Here is a 23,420-nt window from a genome sequence, read left to right on the forward strand (position 1 = left end):
ATTCTTAGTTACGTTAATAACAGTGTCACTGACACGGTCAAATTCAATGCCGTTGTAGCCCGGTTTTGTTGGATCTAACTCTGGGCGGTCGTCACCATACTCCGGTAGAGTGTTATCTGGTTGAGTAGGATCGAGTTCTGGACGATCATCTCCATATTCTGGAAGATCGTTATTCGGGTCCATATGTATTGGCAAAGAAGGTATCGGATCGTCGTTTGCATCAGAGGTGCTTGAGCTTCCAGATAATAGTCCAGCGACAACGGCTGCAGAGGCTGTACCGACAGCAGCCCAAGTACCATTAGGCTCTTTTTCGTATACCACATCATCTATGATTGCGATTTTACCAGTTTGAGCGTTTGCATGTTTATCATTGAGCTGAGTTTGAATTGATGAATCAATGTCCTGCATTTGCTGACCGATAAGTTGGCTAGTCGCACTGTTTGCGGCTTGCACATCAACTTGGTTAGTTGATGCAAATGCTGTAGCAGAAAGAGTGGCAGAAATGGTTATAGCTAAAATGCTTGCTTTCATATTGGCGTAAATCTCATAGTGTGAGTAAACGAATCCTTATTGTTAAATGCCTCCTGGCGATGAGATGAATTATGGGTTTAGGTCGTTTTTTCTACAATAAACTGAGCTAGGGTTCTCATATTAATCAAATTTATAATGAACGATTGTTCATGAAAGGGTTTTTTATGGTCTATTGGTAGGTATTTGTTTTATTTGAGCAAATAAGCTTGCTTGTAGATAGTCTGAGGAAGAGCTAACTTTATTATTAATTCAAATAGATATTAACTAGGCGATGTCTATATGCGACTTAAAATAGGGCGATGGATCATTAAATATCTCTCTGGGGGTCACCTATGTCGATAGACTATGCGCTATATTCATTGGAAAAGAGCCGAGGTTTGAGAATGAGGAATGCCGTTTATGTGGTTTGACACACACTGTCATTTAGACTTTCCTGAATTTTCCTCAAATTCTCAAGCATACAGGAAGTTGTTTTCTCAACATGAGATTCTACGTTTCTTTGTGCCAAGCGTAGGGCCTGAAAACTGGCAAGCCGTGCTGCAATTGAAACAACGCCAAAGTCACCAAGTCGGACTGGGTATTCACCCGTGCTTTTTACAGCCACTGATTGAAAAGAATATTTTGCAACAGAGTTTGAACGATTTGCGTACCTTAGCGGTGCAAAATCAAACTCAACTTTCTGCCATTGGCGAATGTGGTTTGGATAAGCGGATTGATGTACCTATTGCGACTCAGTTATCGGCCTTTCATTTTCAAATAGAATTGGCCGAACAGTTACAACTGCCTTTAGTGATCCATTCCGTTCATCAGCATCACAATGTGTACGCCTCTTTAAAAATGAGAAGCAGAGATAATCTTGGTGTGGTTCATGCTTTTAGTGGGAACTATCAACAAGCAAAATCACTGATAGATCTCGGCTTAAAAATAGGAGTTGGGGGGGTAATTACTTGGCCGACAGCACAAAAAACGCGTGAAGCAATAGCAAAGATACCTTTAGATTGTATTGTATTAGAAACTGATGCGCCCGACATGAGGATCTTTGGGGGTTCTCAACAACCAAACTCTCCTCATTTCTTACCTAAAATATTTAATCAGTTAGTTTTACTAAGGGAAGAAAGTACTTCTATACTGGCTGACAGTATATGGAAAAATAGTGTTAGCTTGTTTCAGCGATAATGGTGTTTTTCCATATAAAATATGCTTTTTAGCTATTTAATGTGAAGTTTATCACTAATAAATTGGTGGTTTGCATTGATTTTTACCTTAAACGTGAACAGTAACTAGTTTTGCTGTGAAATGGACGGTATAATCCGCGCCGTTATAAATATTTTTTACACTTTTTTTTAAACATTTTAAAATAAGGAAGCCATAAACTATGAGCCTGTTTATGAGCATAGTAGGTATGCTGGTACTGATTCTTATCGCAGTACTACTATCAGATAACCGTAAAGCAATTAATATTCGTACAGTAGCGGGTGCTTTTGCTATTCAGTTTATATTGGGTGCATTTGTACTTTACGTACCTTGGGGTAAAGATCTTCTGAAAAGTATTTCAGATGGTGTTTCTAGTGTTATTGGCTATGGTGCTGATGGTTCTAGCTTTCTATTCGGTAGCTTAGTTAACTTTTCTGTTGATGGCATTGGATTTATCTTTGCATTCCAAGTACTGCCAACGCTGATTTTCTTCTCTGCATTAATCTCAGTACTTTACTACTTAGGTGTTATGCAGTGGGTTATCCGCATCCTTGGTGGTGGTCTACAAAAGGCGCTAGGTACTTCTCGCGCAGAATCAATGTCTGCAGCTGCAAACATCTTTGTTGGTCAAACGGAAGCACCTTTAGTGGTTCGTCCTTTTGTACCGCGCATGACTCAGTCAGAACTATTTGCCATCATGTGTGGTGGTTTAGCTTCTATTGCAGGTGGTGTACTAGCGGGTTACGCATCAATGGGCGTGCCAATTGAGTACCTAGTTGCTGCGTCATTCATGGCCGCTCCTGGTGGTCTATTGTTCGCGAAGATCATGAAGCCTGAAACAGATGAGCCAATTGATCAACTTCCTGACACCTTAGAAGAAGGTGAAGATAAACCAGCTAACGTTATTGATGCTGCTGCAACTGGCGCATCTGCGGGTCTAAGCCTTGCGCTAAACGTTGGTGCTATGCTTATCGCTTTCATCGGCCTTATTGCTCTTATCAACGGCCTTCTAGCTGGCGTTGGTGGCTGGTTCGGTTTTGAACATCTAACTCTAGAAATGATCTTAGGTTGGTTGTTTGCACCACTTGCATTCCTAATCGGTGTTCCATGGAACGAAGCACAAGTTGCTGGTGAGTTCATTGGTATGAAGACGGTAGCAAACGAATTCGTTGCTTACGCTAACTTCGCACCTTACCTAGGTGATGCTGCTCCGGTTATTCTAAGTGAGAAGACGAAAGCAATTATCTCATTCGCATTGTGTGGATTTGCTAACCTTTCTTCTATTGCAATCCTATTAGGCGGCTTAGGTGGTATTGCTCCTAAACGTCGTGCTGATATCGCTCGCATGGGTATTAAAGCGGTTATTGCTGGTACGCTTTCAAACCTAATGGCGGCGACTATCGCTGGCTTCTTCCTTTCTTTCTAAGCAATTAGAAACAAAGTAATTAAACGCTCTAGTGAGATTCACTAGAGCGTTTTTTTCTTTCTACTCATGGTTTGCTGAATATCACTTTTTTTTGAGATGCAAACCGTTTGCGTTCATTACTAACGTAACGCCGATCAAACTTCCTACTATACTGTTCAACGAAGTTAAATAAGATGGACAATGATTATGAGTGAAGTTTTGTTAGCTGTATTTGCTGGTTTTATCGTCGGAGTATTATTTTCCGCAATAAAACTGCCAATTCCTGCACCACCAGTATTATCTGGCGTGATGGGGATTGTTGGCGTGTACTTAGGTGGGCATTGCTATCACTGGTTAGTAGAGAGATTTTTTCAATAATAGTTATGTTTATAAGTATTGCGGCTTTGAAATGCAAAGCGTTTAATACTTATACATATGAGTAAAAAGATGTACTTCTGTTGCAAAAAACAGCGGTCTGCGGTTTAGGATTTATAACCGCGCGGTGACAAGGAAAGCAATTGGTTATTTCACCAAGTCTTCAAGGAACCACGTCCGTTCATTGAGTCTGGATGTCCAATAGCTGTAACCCTACCTATACTGGAAGTGTTGCAGAAACGGCCACCAAAACTATTCAAACTTTTCGGAGAAAAAAATGAGCGATTTGAAAGCTGCCGCTTTGCGTGCACTTAAATTAATGGATCTAACTACTCTTAATGATGACGATACAGATCAAAAGGTTATCGATCTTTGTCATGCGGCAAAATCAGCGGTAGGTAATACTGCGGCGGTATGCATTTACCCTCGTTTTGTCCCTATTGCTAAGAAAACATTACGTGAGCAAGGCACACCTGATGTGAGAGTTGCGACTGTAACTAACTTCCCTCATGGTAATGACGATATCGATATCGCCGTTGCTGAAACTAAAGCTGCTGTCGCTTATGGCACGGATGAAGTGGATGTTGTATTCCCATATCGAGCGCTGATGGCCGGTAATGCTGAAGTGGGCTTTGAGTTGGTGAAACAATGTAAAGCAGCTTGTGGTGATACTTTACTTAAAGTGATCATCGAAACTGGTGAGCTAAAAGAAGAAGCGCTAATCAAACAAGCCTCTGAAATTTGCATCAAAGCGGGCGCGGACTTTATCAAAACCTCTACCGGTAAAGTGCCAGAAAACGCTACTCCTGAATATGCGCGTATGATGCTAGAAGTGATTCGTGATATGGGCGTTGCACAGAGCGTTGGCTTTAAACCTGCTGGTGGCGTGCGTACAGCTGAAGATGCAGCACTATACCTTGCGATGGCTGATGAGATCTTAGGTGATTCTTGGGTGGACAACCGTCACTACCGTTTTGGTGCATCCAGTCTACTGACAAACCTACTGAATACATTAGAAGTCACTGACGAAAAAGCAGACCCTGCTGCCTATTAATAGTCTGAAAGAAGGCTTACTTAATGGTAAGCCTTTATTTTTAAATATTAAACTTTAGGGTAGGGCTTATGTATTTACCTCAAGAAATCATTCGTAAAAAACGTGATGGTGAAATCCTCACGACTGATGAAATTAACTTCTTTATTCAAGGTGTGGCGAACGATACTGTCTCTGAAGGGCAGATAGCCGCATTTGCAATGACTATCTTTTTCAATGAAATGACCATGCCGGAACGTATCGCGCTCACTTGTGCTATGCGTGATTCTGGTATGGTGATTGATTGGAGCCATATGAATTTTGATGGCCCAATTGTTGATAAACACTCGACGGGCGGAGTTGGCGACGTTACCTCTTTAATGCTGGGGCCTATGGTGGCGGCATGTGGCGGGTATGTTCCTATGATTTCAGGCCGTGGCTTAGGCCATACGGGCGGAACATTAGACAAGCTTGAATCAATTCCTGGCTACAACATTACTCCAGAGAATGATGTTTTTGGTCGAGTGACTAAAGACGCTGGTGTGGCCATTATTGGTCAAACTGGAGACTTAGCACCCGCCGATAAACGCGTGTATGCCACGCGAGATATTACCGCAACAGTAGACAATATCTCTTTGATTACCGCATCAATCCTCTCTAAGAAACTGGCCGCCGGCCTAGATTCGTTAGTCATGGACGTAAAAGTGGGTTCTGGTGCATTTATGCCAACATACGAAGCATCAGAAGAGTTAGCTCGTTCTATCGTGGCAGTTGCGAATGGCGCTGGCACAAAAACCACTGCAATACTGACGGATATGAACCAAGTGTTAGCTTCGTCGGCAGGTAATGCGCTTGAAGTGCGAGAAGCGGTGCGCTTTTTAACGGGCGAATATCGAAACCCTCGTTTGCTTGAAGTGACTATGGCTTCTTGCTGTGAAATGTTAGTGCTTGGTAAGTTGGCAGATTCCACTGAGCAAGCTTACGAAAAGCTAATGACAGTGCTTGATAACGGCAAAGCGGCTGAGTGCTTTAATAAAATGGTGGCGGGTCTTGGCGGGCCATCAGACTTTGTGAGCAACTATACTCAATATTTACCCGAGGCTGAGATCATCAAACCTGTGTTTGCTAAACAAGCCGGCGTTATTACTCACATGGATACTAGAGCAATTGGTATGGCGGTTGTGGGCATGGGCGGTGGTCGTCGGGTGGCGACAGATAGCATCGACTACGCCGTTGGCTTTGATAAGTTTGCACAACTTGGTGACGCCGTGGATGCTGAAAAGCCGCTGGCTTTCATTCATGCGCGTAACGAGCAGCAGTGGCAAGAGGCTGCAAATGCTTTGCAAGCCGCTATCCATATTGGTGACCCATCTCAGTATCAAGCAACACCTGTGGTGTATGCCCAGATAAGAGCCGAAGATTTATAGGCTAAGGATACAACAATGAAACGAGCCATAATTTTAGTTTTAGATTCATTTGGTATTGGCGCAACACAAGACGCCGATAAATTTGGTGATGTGGGTTCTGATACTTTGGGTCACATTGCTGAGCAATGTGCAAAAGGGTTAGCGGATAATGACACTCGCAGTGGTCCTTTAACGTTACCGAACTTGTCTCGCTTAGGTTTAGGGTTAGCCGCTCAAGAATCAACGGGAACATTTCCTATTGGTTTAGATAGCAATGCCGACATTATTGGCGCTTACGGGCATGCTGCGGAAATTTCATCAGGCAAAGATACTCCTTCAGGTCACTGGGAAATCGCTGGTGTTCCTGTGTTATTTGATTGGGGATATTTCACTGATCTAGAAAATAGCTTCCCGCAACCATTGCTTGATCGAATCGTGGAACGAGCAGGTCTTAAAGGTTACTTAGGTAATTGCCATGCGTCAGGGACTCAAGTGCTTGATGATCTCGGTGAAGAGCACATGCAGACAGGAAAGCCTATTTTCTATACCTCTGCTGATTCGGTTTTCCAGATCGCCTGTCATGAAGAAACCTACGGCTTAGATAACCTGTTACAACTTTGTCAGATTGTTCGAGAAGAACTTGAGGACTACAACATTGGTCGAGTGATTGCGCGTCCATTTATTGGTGATAAAGCCGGTGAATTTAAGCGTACCGGTAATCGTCGCGATCTATCGGTTGAGCCGCCAGCGGCAACTGTGCTGCAAAAGCTGGTTGATGAAAAGCAAGGCGAAGTGATCTCTATTGGTAAAATTGCGGATATCTATGCCAACTGCGGTATTACCAAAAAAGAGAAAGCTACCGGTCTTGAAGATCTGTTCAATTTAACTCTTGAGCAAGTTAAACAAGCACCAGACAACAGTATTGTGTTCACTAACTTTGTGGATTTTGACTCTTCATTCGGTCATCGCCGTGACGTGGCAGGTTATGCGGGGGCACTAGAATATTTTGATCAACGTCTACCTGAGGTTTTGGCGATATTAGAGCCTAATGATGTCCTGATCTTAACCGCCGATCACGGCTGCGATCCAACATGGCAAGGTACAGATCATACCCGTGAACATATTCCAGTATTGGTGTATGGGGATAAAATAGAAGCGGGTTCATTAGGTCGCCGCTCAACATTTGCCGATATAGGTCAGAGCTTAGCTCACTATTTTGGTACTTCAGAGATGGATTATGGAACTAGCTTCTTGAAATAAAAGAAGTCAATAGATTAATGCGCTAATAGGGCTTAGACCCTCATTAAAACAGAAAAGGAAAGATAAAATGGCTACTCCTCATATTAATGCAGAAATGGGTGATTTTGCTGACGTGGTATTGATGCCAGGTGACCCAATCCGAGCTAAGTACATTGCGGATACCTTTCTAGAAAACGTAGTTCAAGTGTGTGATGTCCGTAACATGTATGGTTTCACTGGAACTTATAAAGGCCGTAAAATCTCAGTAATGGGACACGGCATGGGTATTCCATCTTGCTCTATTTATGTCACAGAGCTAATCAAAGATTTTGGCGTTAAAAAAGTAATTCGTGTCGGCAGTTGTGGCGCGGTTCGCAGCGACGTGAAACTGCGTGACGTTGTGATTGGTATGGGCGCGTGTACAGATTCAAAAGTGAACCGCATCCGTTTTAAAGATCATGATTTTGCAGCGATTGCTGATTACGGCATGGTACGCAATGCAGAGCGTGCGGCTGAGAAACTGGGTATTGCAGCTAAAGTGGGCAACCTATTCTCTGCTGAGCTTTTCTATACTCCAGATCCAGAGATGTTTGACGTGATGGATAAATACGGCATTTTGGGCGTAGAAATGGAAGCAGCGGGCATTTATGGTGTGGCAGCGGAATACGGCGTAAAAGCATTAGCGATTTGTACTGTATCGGATCACATTAAAACGGGTGACCAAACAACATCTGATGAGCGTGCGACCACATTTAATGAAATGATGGAAATTGCATTAGAATCTGTTTTGTTGGGTGATGCAGAATAAGAACATATTTCCTTACAGAATAGTTTGTTACGTTCGGATCTCTATTTAATAAAGAAGCTTGGCTCTTAATGTAAGAACCAAGCTTTTTTTATGGGAGTTATACCAATCGTACTAAATAACTGATCACTTACTTAGTGTGATTGGTATTATTTTCTTCTCAGAACCAATGTAAGCAATACACCAGAGAGAAAACTCATCAATATCATCAGGTACATAGTGCGATCGCTATTGCGATAATGATGATCAGAAAAGGCAACGACACGCCCTTTTTCAAAGGTGATTCTGACATAACCAATAATGGCATCTTGGGAGAAAATAGGTTCAATAAGTTGTTGTTTACCTATTCCTGCTGAGGCCAGTGGTGTATCCATACCAAGGGATTCACGTACTGTCTTAGCGTTGGTACTAGAGGCTATTTTTATCCCACTATTATCATAGACAGTCGCATCTGCAACTAAGGTGTCGCGGGCTAATTGGTTTGCAAGATGACGTAGCTTTTCTTGATCTTCTGTCACAAGAAAGTCACTGGCACTCAACGCAGCTTGCGATATTAGAAGCTTGGTTAGAGTTTGCAGTTGCTTAGTTTGAATCTGTTGATTGCCTTGGCTTATGTTGACGCTATTGCGCACTATGGTCAGAAGCATCAGTACTAGTAACCCGATAAAGATCACTTTAATAAACAGACGTAGAGAAAATAAAGATTCTTTCATTTCACCAAACGTAATTAATGTATGCCATTGCATAGTGATACTTGCGCAATCAAATTGCAATAGGGTAAGTTTAGGGGAATGTTTTCTTCGAAACGGATTTGAATTTTCATGGAAGTTAAAGAATTACAACGCATCAGTGCTTTAGGCAATGCATCTCAGCAGCAGTTAGCGGTTGTTTTTGCTGAGCAAAGCAATGAGCAATTAAGCCAAGTATTTAATAATGAAGAGTTATTTGCTAGCTGGACTGTGGGGCGTTATCAGGTATTGCTCACCAGTAGTGTAAGTATAGAAAAGCACATTACAGCATTGGCGAATGCTAATATCGATTTTGCGCACCTTAAAGATTTGCCAAATATGGCGGAACCGGGTTTGGCTCTTTTTGATATGGATTCAACCTTAATTGAGATTGAATGTATTGATGAAATAGCAAAACTGGCGGGTGTGGGTGAAGAAGTTTCCGAGGTGACTGAGCGCGCGATGCAAGGTGAACTCGACTTTGAACAAAGCCTAAGACAAAGAGTGTCAAAGCTCGCTGATGCTGATGAATCTATTTTGATGGAAGTGCGTAGTGAACTGCCTTTGATGGCAGAAGCAAAGCTGTTAATCGATGGCTTAAAACAAGCTGGCTGGAAAGTTGCAGTGGCATCGGGCGGTTTTACTTATTTTTCTAATCATCTGAAAGAGCTGTTAGATTTAGATTTTGCTCGCTCAAATCGACTTGAAATAGAGTCGGGTAAATTAACCGGTGCCGTGTTGGGCGAAGTTGTCTCAGCGCAAACTAAGGCGGATATTTTAGAGCAGCTTCGAGTGGAGTATCAGCTAGAGCGCAGTAATTGTATTGCCGTGGGTGATGGTGCCAATGATTTAGTTATGATGGCGGTGGCGGGATTGGGCATTGCCTATCATGCTAAGCCTAAGGTAGTCGAGCAAGCCCAAGCTGCGGTAAACTATGCCGATCTTGGTGGCGTGCTATGTATCTTATCGGCAAGCCACGTATTACACACTTTAAATAAAGAATAATTAATGGCAAAAGTAAAAACGGCTTACGTATGTAACGATTGCGGTGCGGATTTTCCTCGTTGGCAAGGGCAATGTAGCGCATGTGGTGCATGGAACACAGTGACAGAAGTTCGTTTAGCCGCTTCTCCGCAAGTGGCTCGTAACGAGCGTTTGACGGGATATGCAGGCAACGCCGAACAGTCAAAAGTACAAGTGCTGGCCGATATCGACTTACAAGATGTCCCAAGATTTAGCAGTACGTTTAAAGAGTTTGACCGTGTGCTTGGTGGCGGTATTGTGCCGGGAGCGGCTATTTTAATTGGTGGCAGTCCTGGCGCGGGTAAATCAACGGTATTGCTACAAACCATGTGCCGACTTGCCGCAGATATGCCAACGCTTTATGTCACGGGCGAAGAGTCGTTACAACAAGTGGCAATGAGGGCATCTCGTTTAGGTTTGCCGAAAGATAACCTGAAAATGCTATCTGAGACGAATGTCGATAAAATTTGTCAGGTTGCCGAAAAAGAGCAGCCTAAAATCATGGTTATCGACTCCATTCAGGTAATGCATGTGTCTGATGTGCAATCCTCACCGGGCACAGTGGCGCAAGTAAGAGAATCAGCCACTACGCTAACCCGTTATGCCAAACAAAATAATGTCGCCATCTTTATTGTCGGCCACGTAACTAAAGACGGTTCTTTAGCGGGACCAAAAGTGCTAGAGCATATTATCGATTGTTCAGTATTGCTCGATGGTGGCGCGGACAGCCGTTTTAGAACGTTACGTAGTCATAAAAACCGCTTTGGCGCAGTCAATGAGCTTGGCGTTTTTGCCATGACAGGACAGGGACTAAAAGAAGTCTCTAACCCTTCTGCTATTTTCCTCTCTCGCGGTGAAGAGCAAACTTCAGGCAGCTCTGTAATGGTGATTTGGGAGGGGACAAGACCATTGCTTGTCGAAATTCAGGCCTTGGTGGATTACTCACAATTGGCTAATCCTCGACGCGTGGCTGTTGGGCTAGAGCAAAACCGTTTATCTATGTTATTGGCCGTATTGCACAAGCACGGCGGCATGCAAATGGCTGATCAAGATGTCTTTGTCAATGTGGTCGGCGGCGTAAAAGTCACCGAGACCAGTGCTGACCTTGCATTGTTGATGGCACTGCTCTCTAGTTTTAGAGACCGACCACTGCCAAAAGATGTTGTAGTGTTTGGTGAAGTAGGGCTTGCAGGGGAGATTCGCCCTGTTCCTAGTGGTCAAGAGCGTCTTAACGAAGCTTTTAAGCATGGTTTCACAAAAGCTATCGTACCAAGTGCAAATATGCCTAAGGGCGGTATCGCTGGCATGCAGATACATGCTGTGAAAAATTTATCCGAAGCAATTCAGGCATTTGATGAGATGTAATCATTAGTTGTAAAAATATATTCGCAACAGGTGATTAAAGGCTCTTTTCACGGGCTTGATTCTCATCTATAGTTCTTGGATTGAAAATAAAAGGCGAAATTTTCGCTCAACAAGCACACAGAGCTATCAGTCTATGCAGATTGTGATATACTCTGCGCGCATTTTATATCCTATTGATAGAGTAAAACGATGACTGATTTATCAAAATACAGAAATATTGGTATTTTCGCGCACGTTGATGCGGGTAAAACCACGACAACTGAGCGTATCCTAAAGCTTACCGGCCAGATCCATAAAACTGGTGAAGTTCATGATGGTGAATCAACTACTGACTTCATGGAACAGGAAGCTGAGCGCGGTATTACAATCCAATCAGCAGCAGTAAGCTGTTTTTGGAAAGGCCACCGCCTAAACGTTATCGATACTCCTGGACACGTTGACTTCACAGTTGAAGTTTATCGTTCTCTTAAAGTTCTTGATGGCGGCGTCGGCGTATTCTGTGGTTCTGGTGGTGTTGAGCCACAATCAGAAACTAACTGGCGTTACGCTAACGAATCAGAAGTATCTCGTCTGATCTTCGTTAACAAACTAGACCGTATGGGTGCAGACTTCTACAACGTTGTTGACCAAGTTAAAAACGTTCTAGGCGCGACTCCTCTAGTTATGGTTCTACCAATCGGCCGCGAAGATGACTTCGTGGGTGTTGTAGACCTTCTAAGCCGTAAAGCATACGTTTGGGATGACACTGGTCTTCCTGAAAACTACGAAATCAAAGATGTTCCAGCGGACATGGTTGATGACGTAGAACAATACCGTGAAGAACTAATCGAGACTGCTGTAGAGCAAGACGATGAACTAATGATGGCATACATGGATGGCGAAGAGCCTTCTATCGAAGACATCAAACGTTGTATCCGTAAAGGTACTCGTGACCTAGCGTTCTTCCCTACTTTCTGTGGTTCTGCATTTAAGAACAAGGGCGTACAAATCGTTCTTGACGCAGTAGTTGATTACCTACCTTCTCCAACAGAAGTTGATCCTCAACCTCTAATGGACGAAGAAGGCAACGAAACTGGCGAACACGCTATCGTTTCTGCAGATGAAACATTTAAAGCGCTTGCATTCAAAATTATGGATGACCGCTTCGGTGCACTAACTTTCGTTCGTATTTACTCTGGTAAATTGAACAAAGGTGACACCATCATGAACTCATTCACTGGTAAAACAGAGCGTGTTGGCCGTATGGTTGAGATGCAAGCTGATGACCGTAACGAACTAACTAGCGCACAAGCTGGTGACATCATTGCGATCGTTGGTATGAAGAATGTTCAAACTGGTCACACTCTATGTGATCCTAAGCATCCTGTTACTTTGGAGCCAATGGTATTCCCAACTCCAGTAATCTCAATTGCTGTATCTCCTAAAGATAAAGGCGGTTCTGAGAAAATGGGTATCGCAATCGGTAAAATGGTTGCAGAAGATCCATCTTTCCAAGTTGAGACTGACGAAGAGACTGGCGAGACTATCCTAAAAGGTATGGGTGAGCTTCACCTAGACATTAAAGTTGATATCCTTAAGCGTACTTACGGTGTTGACTTAACAGTTGGTGCTCCTCAGGTTGCTTACCGTGAAACTATCACTCAAGAAATTGAAGATAGCTACACGCATAAGAAACAGTCTGGTGGTTCTGGTCAGTTCGGTAAAATCGACTACCGTATCAAACCAGGTGAACCAGGTTCTGGCTTCAGCTTCAAATCAACAGTTGTTGGTGGTAACGTTCCTAAGGAATTCTGGCCTGCAGTTGAGAAAGGTTTTGCATCTATGATGGAAAACGGTGTTCTTGCTGGCTTCCCAACTCTAGACGTTGAAGTTGAACTATTCGACGGTGGCTTCCACGCAGTGGATTCATCTGCAATCGCATTTGAAATCGCAGCGAAAGGCGCATTCCGTCAATCAATGCCTAAAGCTGGTGCGCAACTGCTTGAACCTATCATGCACGTTGACGTATTTACTCCAGACGATCACGTTGGTGATGTTATCGGTGACCTTAACCGTCGTCGTGGCATGATCAAAGATCAACAAGCTGGCGTAACTGGTGTTCGTATTAAAGCTGACGTACCTCTTTCTGAGATGTTCGGCTACATCGGTCACCTACGTACAATCACTTCTGGTCGTGGTCAGTTCTCTATGGAGTTCTCACACTACGCAGCATGTCCAATGAACGTTGCTGAAGAAGTTATTGCTAAAGCTAAAGCTGAGAAAGAAAACAAGTAATTGTTTGTTCTTAAATAGCTAAAAAAGCCCCGATAGTGCAAACTATCGGGGCTTTTTGTTATGTAGCGTAGCCTGTTATTTAGCGTTGCTTGCCATGTACTGCAAACTAGGAATTGCAAACTAGCTTGTTACTCCTCCCACACCACAAATTGATCTTTTGGCCAATTAGCGCCAGTGTCATGATATTTCTTTTCTAGAATATGACGTTTGATCTTTAGGGTTGGGGTCAGTATCTGGTTCTCTATGCTCCAAGGCTCTTTTATGAGTAGCACACCTTTGATTTTCTCATGCCCTTCAAGAGTTTCGTTAATACCTTGGATGGATTTATGAATACTTTTTTCATAGCGTTTTTTATCAAAGTTAGGGAAGTTATGTGGAACTATTAGCAATATAGGTCCCGGCATCCCCAATCCTACTAAACAAAGCATTTCGACACGCGCAACTTCTATAATCGATTTTTCGATAGGAACAGGCGCAACGAATTTTCCTTTGGCTGTTTTAAAGGTATCTTTTTTACGCCCTTGAATGGTGAGATAACCTTCAGAATCTATCGAACCTATGTCGCCAGTGTGCAGCCAACCCTGCTCATTAAAGGTACGAGCGGTCGCTTCATCATTTTTGTAGTACCCTGAAAACATCCCCTTACTGCGAACCAGTATTTCTTCATCGTCGGCAATTTTTAACTCAATTCCTGGCCCTACTTTACCGACAGAACCAATTTTAGAAGGGTTAAATGGATAGTTGAGGGTGCTATAGGCGAATGTTTCAGTCATTCCCCACGCTTCGGTTATATCAATGCCAACCTTGTGATACCACTCAAGTATTGCAGGGCTAATAGGCGCAGAACCACAGCCAAGAACTCGCCCTTGATCTAATCCTAAACCATCGATAATTTTCTTTTTAATGATGGAATTAAGAATTGGGATTTTTAATAGTAAGTTCAGCTTTTTCGGTGGCAGTTTATCTTGAATTCGCTGTTGGAATAGAGTCCATAAACGAGGAACAGAGATAAACAATGTAGGGCGATGCATTTTGACATCTTCAATGAAGGTATCTAAAGACTCAGGAAAGGCGGTCTCAAGCCCCGCCTGAATTGAAGATCCAAAAATGTACACTCGTTCAGTAATGTGCGCCAGCGGTAAATAAGAAAACATCCTATCACCAGGCTGTATGCCAATATGATCAACAAGGTTCTTCACTGACCAACTAAAAGCCCCATAAGTAAGCATAGCGCCTTTGGGTACGCCTGATGTTCCAGAGGTATAGACAATGGACATTAACTTATCATCGTGGTGCTGTGGCCGTTCCTGCGTATTTGGTGCGTCATGAATCAGCTGTGCAAACTTATACTGACACTCGGGTGCTGAATAATAAGGAAAAGAGATAGTAATAAGGGATGGAAGACGTTGCATGACCTCTGAAGTGGCTGCTGCATCATCAAGTTTACCTGCAATCAGCACAGTACTTTCGCTGTGAGTTAAGCAGTATTCAATGGTGTCCGCCCCTGCGGTAGGGAAAATAGGCACACTAATAAAGTCACCGAGCATGAGCGCAAGGTCTGTAATAAACCATTCCACACAGTTTTTAGAAATGAAGGCAACTTTATCACGAGGCTTTAAGCCTAATTCTTTTAAGGCTCCGACAAATTTTAACGCCATATCAGCGACTTCAGAGTAGGTATAACTGACAAACTCTCGATCAATGATCTGTTTGAGGTAGACCTCGTCTGGTCGTTCCTGAGCCCATTTCAAAATCAGCTCGTTGGGTGGGGGGAGTGTACAAGGTGGATTAGTGTAAACGTGTTCCTGCGCTCCGTTCCCTGAAGCTATCTCCATAAACTGCCTTCCATTGGTTGCGTGACATTTATCAGAAGCTTAGCAGGTTTTTTATTTTGTATAGAAAAATTCTATTAATTCTTAAATTAACAACAGCATATAACTGTGGGTTATTACACAATGCTAAAAATAATATGAGCATTGTGTAAATATTTTACTCTTTAAAATAAGTTATATATTTAACTTTCTATATTGAGTGGGAGTCATGGTAGTGTGCTTCTTAAAAACTCGGTTAAAATAAGAAACATCAGAATAACCTGCTTGGTAAGCGACGGAAGATACTTTTTCGGCTGGAGAATCAACCAGAAGTTGCTGAGCAATATTCACTCTTTTTAAAGTAATATAATCTTGAAAGCTTACCTTACGGTGTTTTCTGAAAAACCTTGAAAAATAATTAATAGATAAGTTAGATAGCTCAGCTACTTCTTCTTCTCTAATATCTCTATTAATATTTACTGAGATATATTCTTCAATCTTTTTCATCCTATAGTCTAAAGTTGGAGAGGTGAGAGCATCATTCTCATCATAAAATAGACTTTGAAAAAAAGCGTCCTTTTGGTATTCCGAGTTGCTACAAACAAAGGTCACATGGGAGGTATCGTAATAATTGGCTAATGACTTTTCTTTATCATAAATAGCGATAATCTTCTTGCCTAGGTTTTGGCAGATCTTGAGTGATAACTCGAATAAGAATTTGAATTCTTCAGAGTAATAAAAATGAGCTACTTTCACCTCTTTTCGACTAAGAATAGAGATGTCTGAACCAAATTCGGAGAAGTTTGAATCTATTTTAACCTGCTCAGCGGTACATGCTGGCAACTGTTGCATAGATTTCCCGAGCCAATATCCTTTTGACTGCATGTTAAATCCTTAAACTACTATATTAACTTTTGCTAATAAATGATTAGCTACTAAAGTGTATAGTCATATGACACCAAAATGCAACATTTAATTAACTTTACTTGGGCGTCGAGCGATCTATTAGGCTAGAATGAATACGTTAATTCTAGGGAGGTACGCAGATGAGCACTCAATGGATTCCTACCACGATTGAATTCTTTTCTGATGAAGAAGCATTGACAGTTGTAGAGTATGTCATTGCTGCCGCTTTATTAGTTGCTGTTATTTCAGCAGTTGTTTTTAGTCTTCAAGTTGGTTTGACTGATAAGTTCAACAGTACGATTGATAGTGTTAAGTGAGTTATGGTTATCATAAGTAGATCTTATCTAATGTAAAGAAAGTGCAATATATGGATAAAAAAATCCTAACGCTACTCATTATCAATGGTTACATTTAACAGTGCCACTTAATTTAAGGCGCCTACATTTTTGGAGAGTTGATTTATGGATAAATTTATTTCAAGTATTAAAAGTTTTGCAAAAGACGAAGAAGGACTAACCGTCGTTGAGTATGTAATCGGAGCAGCGTTGTTGGTTGGTGGATTGACATTTATATTTGATAATTTAGGTAGCAAGCTAAGTACAAGTCTTAATAATACAATTGATAATATTTCTTAGACTATAAGAAGTCTTAGTATAATTCTACAAAGCCGCATTAGGATTATTCTTGGTGCGGTTTTACAGTCTTTATGAATAGTTATATGATTTTTTGGTCACTACTTTTTTTAATATCCATCAATGATTTGAAGGATCATAAGATCCCGAATGTATTTTTATTAGTATTGGTGTTTTACCAATCATTAAATATATATGTACTTCAATTATCACTATTTGATTTTATCTTAGGTGGTATAACAATATTTCTTATCTCATTAATATTGTTTTTCTTAAAAGTAATGTCTCCTGGTGATGTTAAATTACTAGGAACTGTTGGTTTTTGTGTCGGTATAGAAAACTTATGGGGTTGTACTGTATGGATTTTTATAGCATCAGGCCTTATTGGAATATTATTTACAGTATATAACTTTAGCTTCTTGGGAATAAAAAATCCTTTGCTGTTAATCAACGAACCAAAGCTATACACCAGAATTAATACTAATGCTCAAAACTCAAACCCATGGCGATATGGGGATAAGTTGACCATGCCATTTGCACCATCTGTCATGGTAGGACTGGCCCTGTTTTATTATTTTAATTAGAGGGATTTAAAATGAGCGCGACAGAACTAAAGGATGAAGTTTGTAAGCTAACCCCTCAGGTCAGTGCTCCTCCTATTATTTCATCATTTGATGAGTTAGAAATACCGCAGGCCATCGTTGAAAACCTTATATTGAAGCATCTTGCAGCCTATCCTAAGTCCGATATTTTAGAGTTGGCTAAATATCTTGGGATCGTAACTCATTTAATTGAAGATATATTGGCAGATTTAAGAAAAAAAGCATTTGTAGAAGTATTTCAACCATCTTCAACATCTCTGTTCTCTGAATCAGCAAAAAGTCATGTTCGATATGCATTATCGGAGCAAGGGCATAATAAAGCCGATTTAGCATTTAAAAAAGATGCTTATATTGGTCCTGTTCCTGTGTCTTTAAAGGCTTACAACAGCATGGTTGAAGCTCAGGACTTACGTGCGCAATTGGTGACTAGGCCTGATGTCGAGCGTGCATTAAATGATGTCTATGGTGCTGAAAGGTTAGTGCCAGTATTAGGGCCTGCGATAAACTCTGGAAGAGCTTTATTGCTTTACGGACATGCCGGTACAGGGAAAAGCTTTGTTGCGGCTAGAATACTCAATTCGCTTAATACCTCTGTATACGTCCCTCATTCTGTTTATGCAGCAGGAAATATTATAAAAGTTTTTTCTGAGCAGCATCATACCCCAGTTGATAGTAGTCATAACCGAGATGTGATCAGTTTAAAGAGTCACTACGATAAACGTTGGGTGTTGTGTGAAAGACCCAATGTTCAAGTTGGTGGTGAGTTGACAATGGATATGCTGGAAGTCAACCATACTGAGCATAACCGAATTTGGATTGCCCCCTTACAGATGATTGCAAATAACGGCATTCTCGTTATTGATGATTTGGGGCGTCAACCTATGCCTGTGGCGACCTTACTCAATCGATGGATTGTACCTATGGAATATAGTTACGATCATTTATCTCTGCCAAATGGTCAGCAAATTACTATCCCATTTGTATTAACAATGGCATTTTCCACTAATTTAGACCCACAAACGATTGCCGATCCTGCTTTTTTAAGACGCTTAGGCTATAAAATTCAGTTTCAACCACTTATTGAAAGCGATTATTTAAATTTATGGTCGGATCTGTCAAAGAGTAAGAAATTAGAAATATTGCCAAGTGCCGTAGAGACCTTATTAAACCTGCATAGTTTACATAAAGTCGGTTATTTTCCTTGTCTTCCAAAAGATATATTGGGAATCAGTCTAGATATTATTCAGTTTGAAGAAATTGCACCTCAGGTAGACTCGACTATATTACAAAGGGCATGGGATCTTTATTTCACTGCTGACGAACAGGGAGAATCAGTATTATGAGTAAAGGAACGGTAATATTTTTATTAATTCTGTCAGTAGTATTTGGTCTTGGGGCCGTCATGGTCGCTAAGCAATGGATGGAAGGTCAAACCAAGCCTCAGGTTAAAGTGGAGACGGTAGAAAGACGTCCTACAGTTATCGCTGCGGTAGATATTCCTGAAGGCACTGTCATTGAAGAAAAGCATCTCACGAAGAAGCAACTTGAATCGGCATGGCAAAATGCGAATCAAGTACAGAATTATTCTGAGTTAGTGGGAATGGTTGCCAAATCACCAGTATTTGAAGGCGAGTTGATACACAAGTCGCACTTTGGTGGCCCTAACGAAGGTGCCAGTTTGGCGGTATTGATTCCTGAGAATAAACGCGCAGTAACAATACGTGTTAATGACGTTGTGGGTGTTGCAGGTTTTCTACTTCCTGGAAATAAAGTCGATATTTTAAATACCGTTAATAATCGCACTAAAACGGTTCTTAAAAATATTAAGGTGCTTGCGGTCGATCAGACAGCTAAAACCAGTGAGAACAAACCTATTATTGTGCGCGCAGTGACTTTAGAAGTGACTCCTCGTGAAGCAGAAAAACTGTTATCGGAAAACAGTAGAGGTGCGATACAGCTAGCGCTTCGTAACCCTCAAGCTATAGATCCACCAGTTAGGCGGTACGTTGCTCCTCCAAGCGTCACTATTATCAAAGGCACAACCCAATCTAACGTTCGCGTAAATAATTGAGGCTTATCATGAAACGGATTTTTGCAATATTTGCTTTGATTGCCTTGCTAGTACCTTCGGTTCAAGCAACCACGCAGTCGGGGAACACCATTACTATTCCTCATCACAAGTCAACTCATGTGAAGATTTCTGGAAAGGCTAAAAAAGTCTCACTAGGAGATCCCGAGGTTCTTGATATCGTGATGCTTAAAGCTGATGAGCTTTTTCTGATTGGTAAAAAATTAGGTTCTACTAATTTATCTGCCTGGGATGCTCAAGGTCGATTGATTGAGTCTTTAAATATTGAGGTTACGCATGACCTTAACAATTTAAAATCTAAGTTGTATGACTTCTTGCCCGACGAAGAAATAAAAGTTCATAGTGCTCAAGATAAATTGATACTTAGTGGTTTAGTGAGTAGCCAAGAAAATATGAATATAGCGGTGAAGGTTGCTCAAACTTTCTCTGGTGGTCAAGCCGTTAATGCTTCTGATGGTGACGCAGGACAAGCAGAGTCAGGCGTGATTAACCTTATGACTATTGGCGGAGCACAGCAAGTAATGCTAGAGGTTACTGTTGCTGAGGTGCAACGTTCACTAGTGCGTCGTTTTGATTCCAACTTCCGTTTTTTCCAACAAAGTGGTGACTTCACTTGGGGCTTAACGAGTGCGGGAGGCGGTATTGGTGAAGCTGGCGGCAGTATTTTACCTATCGTCGACAGTGTTGGGGTAAATGATTTCGGTTTACTGGGTGGCTTAGTTGATAGTAATACGCTGTTTACTTTTGCTTTGGATATCGCCAAAGAAAATGGTGTCGCTAAAGTACTAGCAGAACCTAACTTAACAACCCTAAGCGGTTCTGAGGCTAAGTTTTTAGCCGGTGGCGAATTTCCAATCCCTATCCCTAGCGATGATGGTATTGGTATTGAATATAAAGAGTACGGTGTCAGTGTTCATTTCACCCCTGTTGTTCTCAGCGATAAGAAAATAAATCTAGAGTTAGCAGTGGATGTCAGTGAAGTGGCAACCTCGGGTGCTCTTTCTTATAACCCCGGCGATATTAATGCGGCTTATATCGTACCACCTTTAACAAAACGTAGTGCGTCATCAACGATAGAGCTCGCCGATGGACAGACAATTGGTATTGCAGGCTTGCTGAACGAGAACAGTCGTGATGTAGCCAACGAAGTTCCTGGTGTTGGGGATATTCCTGTACTGGGCAATCTTTTCAAAAGTAAGCAGTACGTATCAGGTGAAACAGAATTGGTTATTTTAGTTACTCCTCGTTTAGCAAAACCTGTGGATAGAGACAAGATTGCTCTGCCTACCGATGCGTTTGTCGAACCTACCGATATAGAGTTTTACTTACTGGGTAAAGGTGCTTATTTAGACAATGAAAGAGTAAAACCAAAACAACAGGAGCAATCAACAGAACGCGTTCAAGCCTCTACGGCAAGCGGTGGCTCAGAAGGTCAATTTGGACATTCCTTATAACAGCAAGGAGCAAGTTATGAATTTTAAGCCCGTTTTTGTGATGTTGTTTATCTTAGGTTTAACCGCCTGTTCAAATAACCCAAAGTTAGGAACAGCAGTAAATTTAGTGAAAAACGAACAAATTTATAATCCACAAGCAACCGAAGAGAATAAAGGGATAGTACCGGACGGCAGTGGTGAAAGAGCCCAATCAACAATTGAAGGCTATAATAAAGGTAGTAGTAAGGATATCTCGATCACAGGATTCAACCTCTAGCCTGTGAGGGTAAGGTGGCGTGTATGCAAGGATGCAATATGAATAGAAATAATCAATCAGGGTTAGTCATGATTATTTTTACCCTAGCACTAACAGTATTGTTAGGGTTTGCAGCTCTTGCTATCGATATGAATCATGTGGTGTTAAATAAGGCAAGAGTACAAAATAGTGTCGATGCAGCAGCATTGGCTGCTGCTGTAGTCGCTGATTCAGGCAAAACAACTCAAGAGATAGCAAACGCTGCGTTAGACTCAGTCAAAAATTACTCATCATCAGCTGGAAATTCAGAAATAACAGTGACGCAGAATGCAGTTTTTGGTGCAGGAGGCTCATCTCTTTCTTTACCTTTGTCCGATAGTGCAATCATCCTTATCCAATTTTCCAATGATCCTACGGTTTTTCCTTCATCAAGCTTTCAACGAAAAAATGCAAGTGGCGAGTTTAATGATGTCTATGTACGAGTTCAGGTGACAGGCGTTGCCTTAGAGGGTTTTTTTGTCGGTTTATTTAACGCCAGTAAATCTGTTTCAGCCAGTGCGGTGGCCGGGCCAAGTTCTTCGGTGTCGAGTTCCTCTGAGCTTTGTAATTTAGTACCTATGGCTGTATGTGCTAAAGATAGTTCAGATGATGAGTTTGGTGGGTACAGTGAAGGTGATTATCAAGTATTAAAAGAATCAAGCTGGAAAGATTCGGATTTTGATACCCCTGGGAACTTTCAGCTATTAGATTTTACCGGTAAAGGTGAAGTTGATGAGCAATTAGCGGGTGGCTATGACGGTTGTCTATCTGGTGGCTCTGTTAACGTTGCGACGGGTAATAGTGTTGGATTAGTAAAAAAAGGTCTGAATACTCGTTTTGGTAGCTATCAAGGTATGTCAGCGAGTGATTATCCACCTGATATTTATGTTAAAGAAGCGAATATTACCACTGATGATGATGGCAATATCACCTCTGATTTTACCTATGCTGATTATCAACAAGATATTGCAGATGGTAACTACACCGAACAAGCTGGTGGAGTTCCTGGTCGCCGTTTGTTATCTGTGCCAATTATAGATTGTTCAAATAATACCGGTGGGAATGGTGCAAATGCAGAGTTTAATGTTGTTTCAGTAGGATGCTTCTTTCTTTCTCAGCAAGCGCCTACAAGCAATGGTAATAGTGAACCACAAAAAGTATACGGAGAGTTTAATACTGACTGTCTGGTAAATAATGCCACCTTTCCTACCACGCCAAGTACATCAGGAGCTTATAAGATCCAACTATACAAAGATCCTAACAGTTCAGGAGCGTAGCTATGATTTTTACGAGAACGAATAGCAAGGAACATGGATTAGCGGCTATTGAAATGATGGTGATTTTACCCATTTTATTATTATTGCTATGTGCCATATTCGAGGTGGGGCGCATTTTTATGCACTATACAATGTTGAATAAAGCCTTACAGAACGGGGCTAGATACGCGGTTATTGATGTTTACGGGACTGATAGAGCATCACTGATTGCAGATAATAGTGAAATCAAAAATATGGTTGTTTTTGGCAATAAAACGGGTACGTCAAATAATCAAAATATGGAATCAATCTTACCTGGATTATCGGCATCAAATATATCAGTAGATGATTCATCAGCCAATTACGTCACTGTTTCCGCCAACTATGCATATGCGCCTATTTTTACTTCAGTACCAATTATCGGCGGGGTATTTAGTCTGAATATGAATGCTTCTTCTATAATGAGGGTATCACCATGAAGTTAGGCTCTTTCTCATGCTTTTATAAAAAGAATAGAGGATTAGCTGTTATCGAGTTTACGATTGTCTCGACGGTATTACTCATCGCTCTTTTTGCCATCATGGAATTTGCACGGTTTGTTTTTTCGCTGCAAATGCTAAATGAAGTAACTCGAAAATCAGCTAGATTGGCATCAGTGTGTTACGTAACAGAACAAGGGAATATTCCTGGCTTGGCAAGTATTACTGCAGTTGCCCCATCTGGTTATGAACCGTCAATGCTCAGTATTGATTACTTAGATGGCAGTGGGCAACTCATTGATACCGCTATTTTTAATAGCGGTAGCGCTACAGTTGAACAAGTTGATGAGCAGTTTGAAAAAATACGTTTTGTGCGTACGAAGATTGAGAATTTCAGTTTTGGATTTTCGTTATTATCTAATCTGTTGGGCAGTGTAGTAACACCTAATTTTGAAACGATTGTGCCAGCAGAGAGTTTAGGGATTTATAGACCTATAGGTGAAATGGAATCAGTGCCATCGGGCAGTACCAGTTGTTTGTAA

The 23,420-nt window shown here is 41.5% G+C and carries 23 protein-coding genes and 1 pseudogene; 20 read left to right on the plus strand and 4 right to left on the minus strand.

The genetic code is table 11. The features are described 5' to 3' along the window. Nucleotides 1-531, minus strand: a pseudogene (locus VEZ01S_RS16420) (hypothetical protein); the annotation flags it as partial. A 399-nt stretch (nucleotides 532-930) separates the two neighbouring features. Here VEZ01S_RS16420 and VEZ01S_RS13875 point away from each other — a divergent pair. The 7 genes from VEZ01S_RS13875 (at nucleotide 931) to deoD (ending at nucleotide 7,988) form a co-directional block, all read left to right on the plus strand. Continuing rightward, nucleotides 931-1,707 (plus strand): TatD family hydrolase, encoded by a 777-nt coding sequence (locus tag VEZ01S_RS13875; protein ID WP_021714681.1) that lies wholly within the window; start codon nucleotides 931-933, stop codon nucleotides 1,705-1,707. Nucleotides 1,708-1,906: 199 nt separating this feature from the next. After that, nucleotides 1,907-3,151, plus strand: a complete 1,245-nt coding sequence (locus VEZ01S_RS13880; protein WP_021714682.1) for a NupC/NupG family nucleoside CNT transporter — start codon at nucleotides 1,907-1,909, stop codon at nucleotides 3,149-3,151. Between the two features lie 186 nt (nucleotides 3,152-3,337). Then, nucleotides 3,338-3,508, plus strand: a complete 171-nt coding sequence (locus VEZ01S_RS13885) for a XapX domain-containing protein (protein WP_039970857.1) — start codon at nucleotides 3,338-3,340, stop codon at nucleotides 3,506-3,508. A 274-nt stretch (nucleotides 3,509-3,782) separates the two neighbouring features. Continuing rightward, nucleotides 3,783-4,559 (plus strand): deoxyribose-phosphate aldolase, encoded by a 777-nt coding sequence (gene deoC, locus VEZ01S_RS13890; protein ID WP_021714683.1) that lies wholly within the window; start codon nucleotides 3,783-3,785, stop codon nucleotides 4,557-4,559. A 68-nt stretch (nucleotides 4,560-4,627) separates the two neighbouring features. After that, nucleotides 4,628-5,962, plus strand: a complete 1,335-nt coding sequence (gene deoA, locus VEZ01S_RS13895) for a thymidine phosphorylase (RefSeq protein WP_021714684.1) — start codon at nucleotides 4,628-4,630, stop codon at nucleotides 5,960-5,962. A gap of 15 nt (nucleotides 5,963-5,977) precedes the next feature. Next, nucleotides 5,978-7,201 carry a phosphopentomutase gene (locus tag VEZ01S_RS13900; protein ID WP_021714685.1) on the plus strand — a complete coding sequence of 408 codons (1,224 nt, stop codon included), beginning with the start codon at nucleotides 5,978-5,980 and terminating at the stop codon, nucleotides 7,199-7,201. 67 nt (nucleotides 7,202-7,268) lie between these two features. Beyond that, nucleotides 7,269-7,988, plus strand: coding sequence for a purine-nucleoside phosphorylase (deoD, locus tag VEZ01S_RS13905; protein ID WP_021714686.1), 720 nt, complete (start codon nucleotides 7,269-7,271; stop codon nucleotides 7,986-7,988). A gap of 146 nt (nucleotides 7,989-8,134) precedes the next feature. Here the strand turns inward: deoD and VEZ01S_RS13910 are convergent, their stop codons facing one another. Next, nucleotides 8,135-8,698: a YtjB family periplasmic protein gene (locus tag VEZ01S_RS13910; RefSeq protein WP_040891062.1), complete on the minus strand. Its 564-nt coding sequence runs from the start codon at nucleotides 8,696-8,698 to the stop codon at nucleotides 8,135-8,137. Between the two features lie 108 nt (nucleotides 8,699-8,806). On the opposite strand from VEZ01S_RS13910, the gene serB reads away from it, so the two are divergent. From serB to fusA, 3 genes are all read left to right on the plus strand, one after another. Beyond that, nucleotides 8,807-9,718 carry a phosphoserine phosphatase SerB gene (gene serB, locus VEZ01S_RS13915; RefSeq protein ID WP_021714688.1) on the plus strand — a complete coding sequence of 304 codons (912 nt, stop codon included), beginning with the start codon at nucleotides 8,807-8,809 and terminating at the stop codon, nucleotides 9,716-9,718. 3 nt (nucleotides 9,719-9,721) lie between these two features. Then, nucleotides 9,722-11,101, plus strand: a complete 1,380-nt coding sequence (gene radA, locus VEZ01S_RS13920; RefSeq protein ID WP_021714689.1) for a DNA repair protein RadA — start codon at nucleotides 9,722-9,724, stop codon at nucleotides 11,099-11,101. Between the two features lie 189 nt (nucleotides 11,102-11,290). Then, the gene (gene fusA, locus VEZ01S_RS13925; protein WP_021714690.1) at nucleotides 11,291-13,375 is read left to right on the plus strand and encodes an elongation factor G; all 2,085 of its coding nucleotides are present in this window, start codon (nucleotides 11,291-11,293) and stop codon (nucleotides 13,373-13,375) included. A 128-nt stretch (nucleotides 13,376-13,503) separates the two neighbouring features. On the opposite strand, the gene VEZ01S_RS13930 is transcribed toward fusA, so the two are convergent. Continuing rightward, nucleotides 13,504-15,210: an AMP-binding protein gene (locus VEZ01S_RS13930; RefSeq protein WP_021714691.1), complete on the minus strand. Its 1,707-nt coding sequence runs from the start codon at nucleotides 15,208-15,210 to the stop codon at nucleotides 13,504-13,506. Between the two features lie 171 nt (nucleotides 15,211-15,381). Then, complete coding sequence (locus VEZ01S_RS13935) at nucleotides 15,382-16,071, minus strand: helix-turn-helix domain-containing protein (protein ID WP_021714692.1); 690 nt, start codon at nucleotides 16,069-16,071, stop codon at nucleotides 15,382-15,384. 161 nt (nucleotides 16,072-16,232) lie between these two features. On the opposite strand from VEZ01S_RS13935, the gene VEZ01S_RS16865 reads away from it, so the two are divergent. From VEZ01S_RS16865 to VEZ01S_RS13980, 10 genes are all read left to right on the plus strand, one after another. Continuing rightward, complete coding sequence (locus tag VEZ01S_RS16865) at nucleotides 16,233-16,409, plus strand: Flp family type IVb pilin (RefSeq protein ID WP_021714693.1); 177 nt, start codon at nucleotides 16,233-16,235, stop codon at nucleotides 16,407-16,409. A gap of 144 nt (nucleotides 16,410-16,553) precedes the next feature. Then, nucleotides 16,554-16,727: a Flp family type IVb pilin gene (locus tag VEZ01S_RS13940; protein ID WP_021714694.1), complete on the plus strand. Its 174-nt coding sequence runs from the start codon at nucleotides 16,554-16,556 to the stop codon at nucleotides 16,725-16,727. Nucleotides 16,728-16,810: 83 nt separating this feature from the next. Further along, nucleotides 16,811-17,308, plus strand: a complete 498-nt coding sequence (locus tag VEZ01S_RS13945; RefSeq protein ID WP_040891059.1) for a prepilin peptidase — start codon at nucleotides 16,811-16,813, stop codon at nucleotides 17,306-17,308. Nucleotides 17,309-17,319: 11 nt separating this feature from the next. Then, complete coding sequence (locus VEZ01S_RS13950) at nucleotides 17,320-18,669, plus strand: DUF8689 domain-containing protein (RefSeq protein WP_021714696.1); 1,350 nt, start codon at nucleotides 17,320-17,322, stop codon at nucleotides 18,667-18,669. Beyond that, on the plus strand, nucleotides 18,666-19,397 hold the full coding sequence (cpaB, locus tag VEZ01S_RS13955; protein WP_021714697.1) for a Flp pilus assembly protein CpaB: 732 nt from the start codon (nucleotides 18,666-18,668) through the stop codon (nucleotides 19,395-19,397). The genes VEZ01S_RS13950 and cpaB overlap by 4 nt, the downstream gene beginning before the upstream one ends. 8 nt (nucleotides 19,398-19,405) lie before the next feature. Next, nucleotides 19,406-20,869 carry a type II and III secretion system protein family protein gene (locus tag VEZ01S_RS13960; RefSeq protein ID WP_021714698.1) on the plus strand — a complete coding sequence of 488 codons (1,464 nt, stop codon included), beginning with the start codon at nucleotides 19,406-19,408 and terminating at the stop codon, nucleotides 20,867-20,869. Between the two features lie 16 nt (nucleotides 20,870-20,885). Next, nucleotides 20,886-21,125 carry a hypothetical protein gene (locus VEZ01S_RS13965; RefSeq protein ID WP_021714699.1) on the plus strand — a complete coding sequence of 80 codons (240 nt, stop codon included), beginning with the start codon at nucleotides 20,886-20,888 and terminating at the stop codon, nucleotides 21,123-21,125. 38 nt (nucleotides 21,126-21,163) lie between these two features. After that, the gene (locus VEZ01S_RS13970; RefSeq protein ID WP_021714700.1) at nucleotides 21,164-22,420 is read left to right on the plus strand and encodes a pilus assembly protein TadG-related protein; all 1,257 of its coding nucleotides are present in this window, start codon (nucleotides 21,164-21,166) and stop codon (nucleotides 22,418-22,420) included. A gap of 2 nt (nucleotides 22,421-22,422) precedes the next feature. Further along, a complete protein-coding gene (locus VEZ01S_RS13975) occupies nucleotides 22,423-22,878 on the plus strand; it encodes a TadE/TadG family type IV pilus assembly protein (protein ID WP_021714701.1) in 456 nt (151 codons plus the stop codon). Next, nucleotides 22,875-23,420 carry a TadE family protein gene (locus VEZ01S_RS13980; protein WP_021714702.1) on the plus strand — a complete coding sequence of 182 codons (546 nt, stop codon included), beginning with the start codon at nucleotides 22,875-22,877 and terminating at the stop codon, nucleotides 23,418-23,420. The genes VEZ01S_RS13975 and VEZ01S_RS13980 overlap by 4 nt, the downstream gene beginning before the upstream one ends.

Source organism: Vibrio ezurae NBRC 102218, from assembly GCF_000467185.1.
GTDB classification, from domain to species: Bacteria; Pseudomonadota; Gammaproteobacteria; order Enterobacterales; family Vibrionaceae; genus Vibrio; species Vibrio ezurae.

Excerpts from the sequence above, each read along its gene's own strand:
- VEZ01S_RS13980 (WP_021714702.1), top strand. The coding sequence starts at position 22,875 with ATGAAGTTAGGCTCTTTCTCATGCTTTTATAAAAAGAATAGAGGATTA.
- VEZ01S_RS13875 (WP_021714681.1), top strand. The coding sequence starts at position 931 with ATGTGGTTTGACACACACTGTCATTTAGACTTTCCTGAATTTTCCTCA.
- VEZ01S_RS13940 (WP_021714694.1), top strand. The coding sequence starts at position 16,554 with ATGGATAAATTTATTTCAAGTATTAAAAGTTTTGCAAAAGACGAAGAA.
- VEZ01S_RS13885 (WP_039970857.1), top strand. The coding sequence starts at position 3,338 with ATGAGTGAAGTTTTGTTAGCTGTATTTGCTGGTTTTATCGTCGGAGTA.
- VEZ01S_RS13900 (WP_021714685.1), top strand. The coding sequence starts at position 5,978 with ATGAAACGAGCCATAATTTTAGTTTTAGATTCATTTGGTATTGGCGCA.
- VEZ01S_RS13960 (WP_021714698.1), top strand. The coding sequence starts at position 19,406 with ATGAAACGGATTTTTGCAATATTTGCTTTGATTGCCTTGCTAGTACCT.
- VEZ01S_RS13930 (WP_021714691.1), bottom strand. The coding sequence starts at position 15,210 with ATGGAGATAGCTTCAGGGAACGGAGCGCAGGAACACGTTTACACTAAT.
- cpaB (WP_021714697.1), top strand. The coding sequence starts at position 18,666 with ATGAGTAAAGGAACGGTAATATTTTTATTAATTCTGTCAGTAGTATTT.
- VEZ01S_RS13950 (WP_021714696.1), top strand. The coding sequence starts at position 17,320 with ATGAGCGCGACAGAACTAAAGGATGAAGTTTGTAAGCTAACCCCTCAG.
- fusA (WP_021714690.1), top strand. The coding sequence starts at position 11,291 with ATGACTGATTTATCAAAATACAGAAATATTGGTATTTTCGCGCACGTT.
- VEZ01S_RS13945 (WP_040891059.1), top strand. The coding sequence starts at position 16,811 with ATGATTTTTTGGTCACTACTTTTTTTAATATCCATCAATGATTTGAAG.
- deoD (WP_021714686.1), top strand. The coding sequence starts at position 7,269 with ATGGCTACTCCTCATATTAATGCAGAAATGGGTGATTTTGCTGACGTG.
- VEZ01S_RS16865 (WP_021714693.1), top strand. The coding sequence starts at position 16,233 with ATGAGCACTCAATGGATTCCTACCACGATTGAATTCTTTTCTGATGAA.
- deoA (WP_021714684.1), top strand. The coding sequence starts at position 4,628 with ATGTATTTACCTCAAGAAATCATTCGTAAAAAACGTGATGGTGAAATC.
- VEZ01S_RS13965 (WP_021714699.1), top strand. The coding sequence starts at position 20,886 with ATGAATTTTAAGCCCGTTTTTGTGATGTTGTTTATCTTAGGTTTAACC.
- VEZ01S_RS13910 (WP_040891062.1), bottom strand. The coding sequence starts at position 8,698 with ATGAAAGAATCTTTATTTTCTCTACGTCTGTTTATTAAAGTGATCTTT.
- radA (WP_021714689.1), top strand. The coding sequence starts at position 9,722 with ATGGCAAAAGTAAAAACGGCTTACGTATGTAACGATTGCGGTGCGGAT.
- VEZ01S_RS13880 (WP_021714682.1), top strand. The coding sequence starts at position 1,907 with ATGAGCCTGTTTATGAGCATAGTAGGTATGCTGGTACTGATTCTTATC.
- deoC (WP_021714683.1), top strand. The coding sequence starts at position 3,783 with ATGAGCGATTTGAAAGCTGCCGCTTTGCGTGCACTTAAATTAATGGAT.
- serB (WP_021714688.1), top strand. The coding sequence starts at position 8,807 with ATGGAAGTTAAAGAATTACAACGCATCAGTGCTTTAGGCAATGCATCT.
- VEZ01S_RS13970 (WP_021714700.1), top strand. The coding sequence starts at position 21,164 with ATGAATAGAAATAATCAATCAGGGTTAGTCATGATTATTTTTACCCTA.
- VEZ01S_RS13975 (WP_021714701.1), top strand. The coding sequence starts at position 22,423 with ATGATTTTTACGAGAACGAATAGCAAGGAACATGGATTAGCGGCTATT.
- VEZ01S_RS13935 (WP_021714692.1), bottom strand. The coding sequence starts at position 16,071 with ATGCAGTCAAAAGGATATTGGCTCGGGAAATCTATGCAACAGTTGCCA.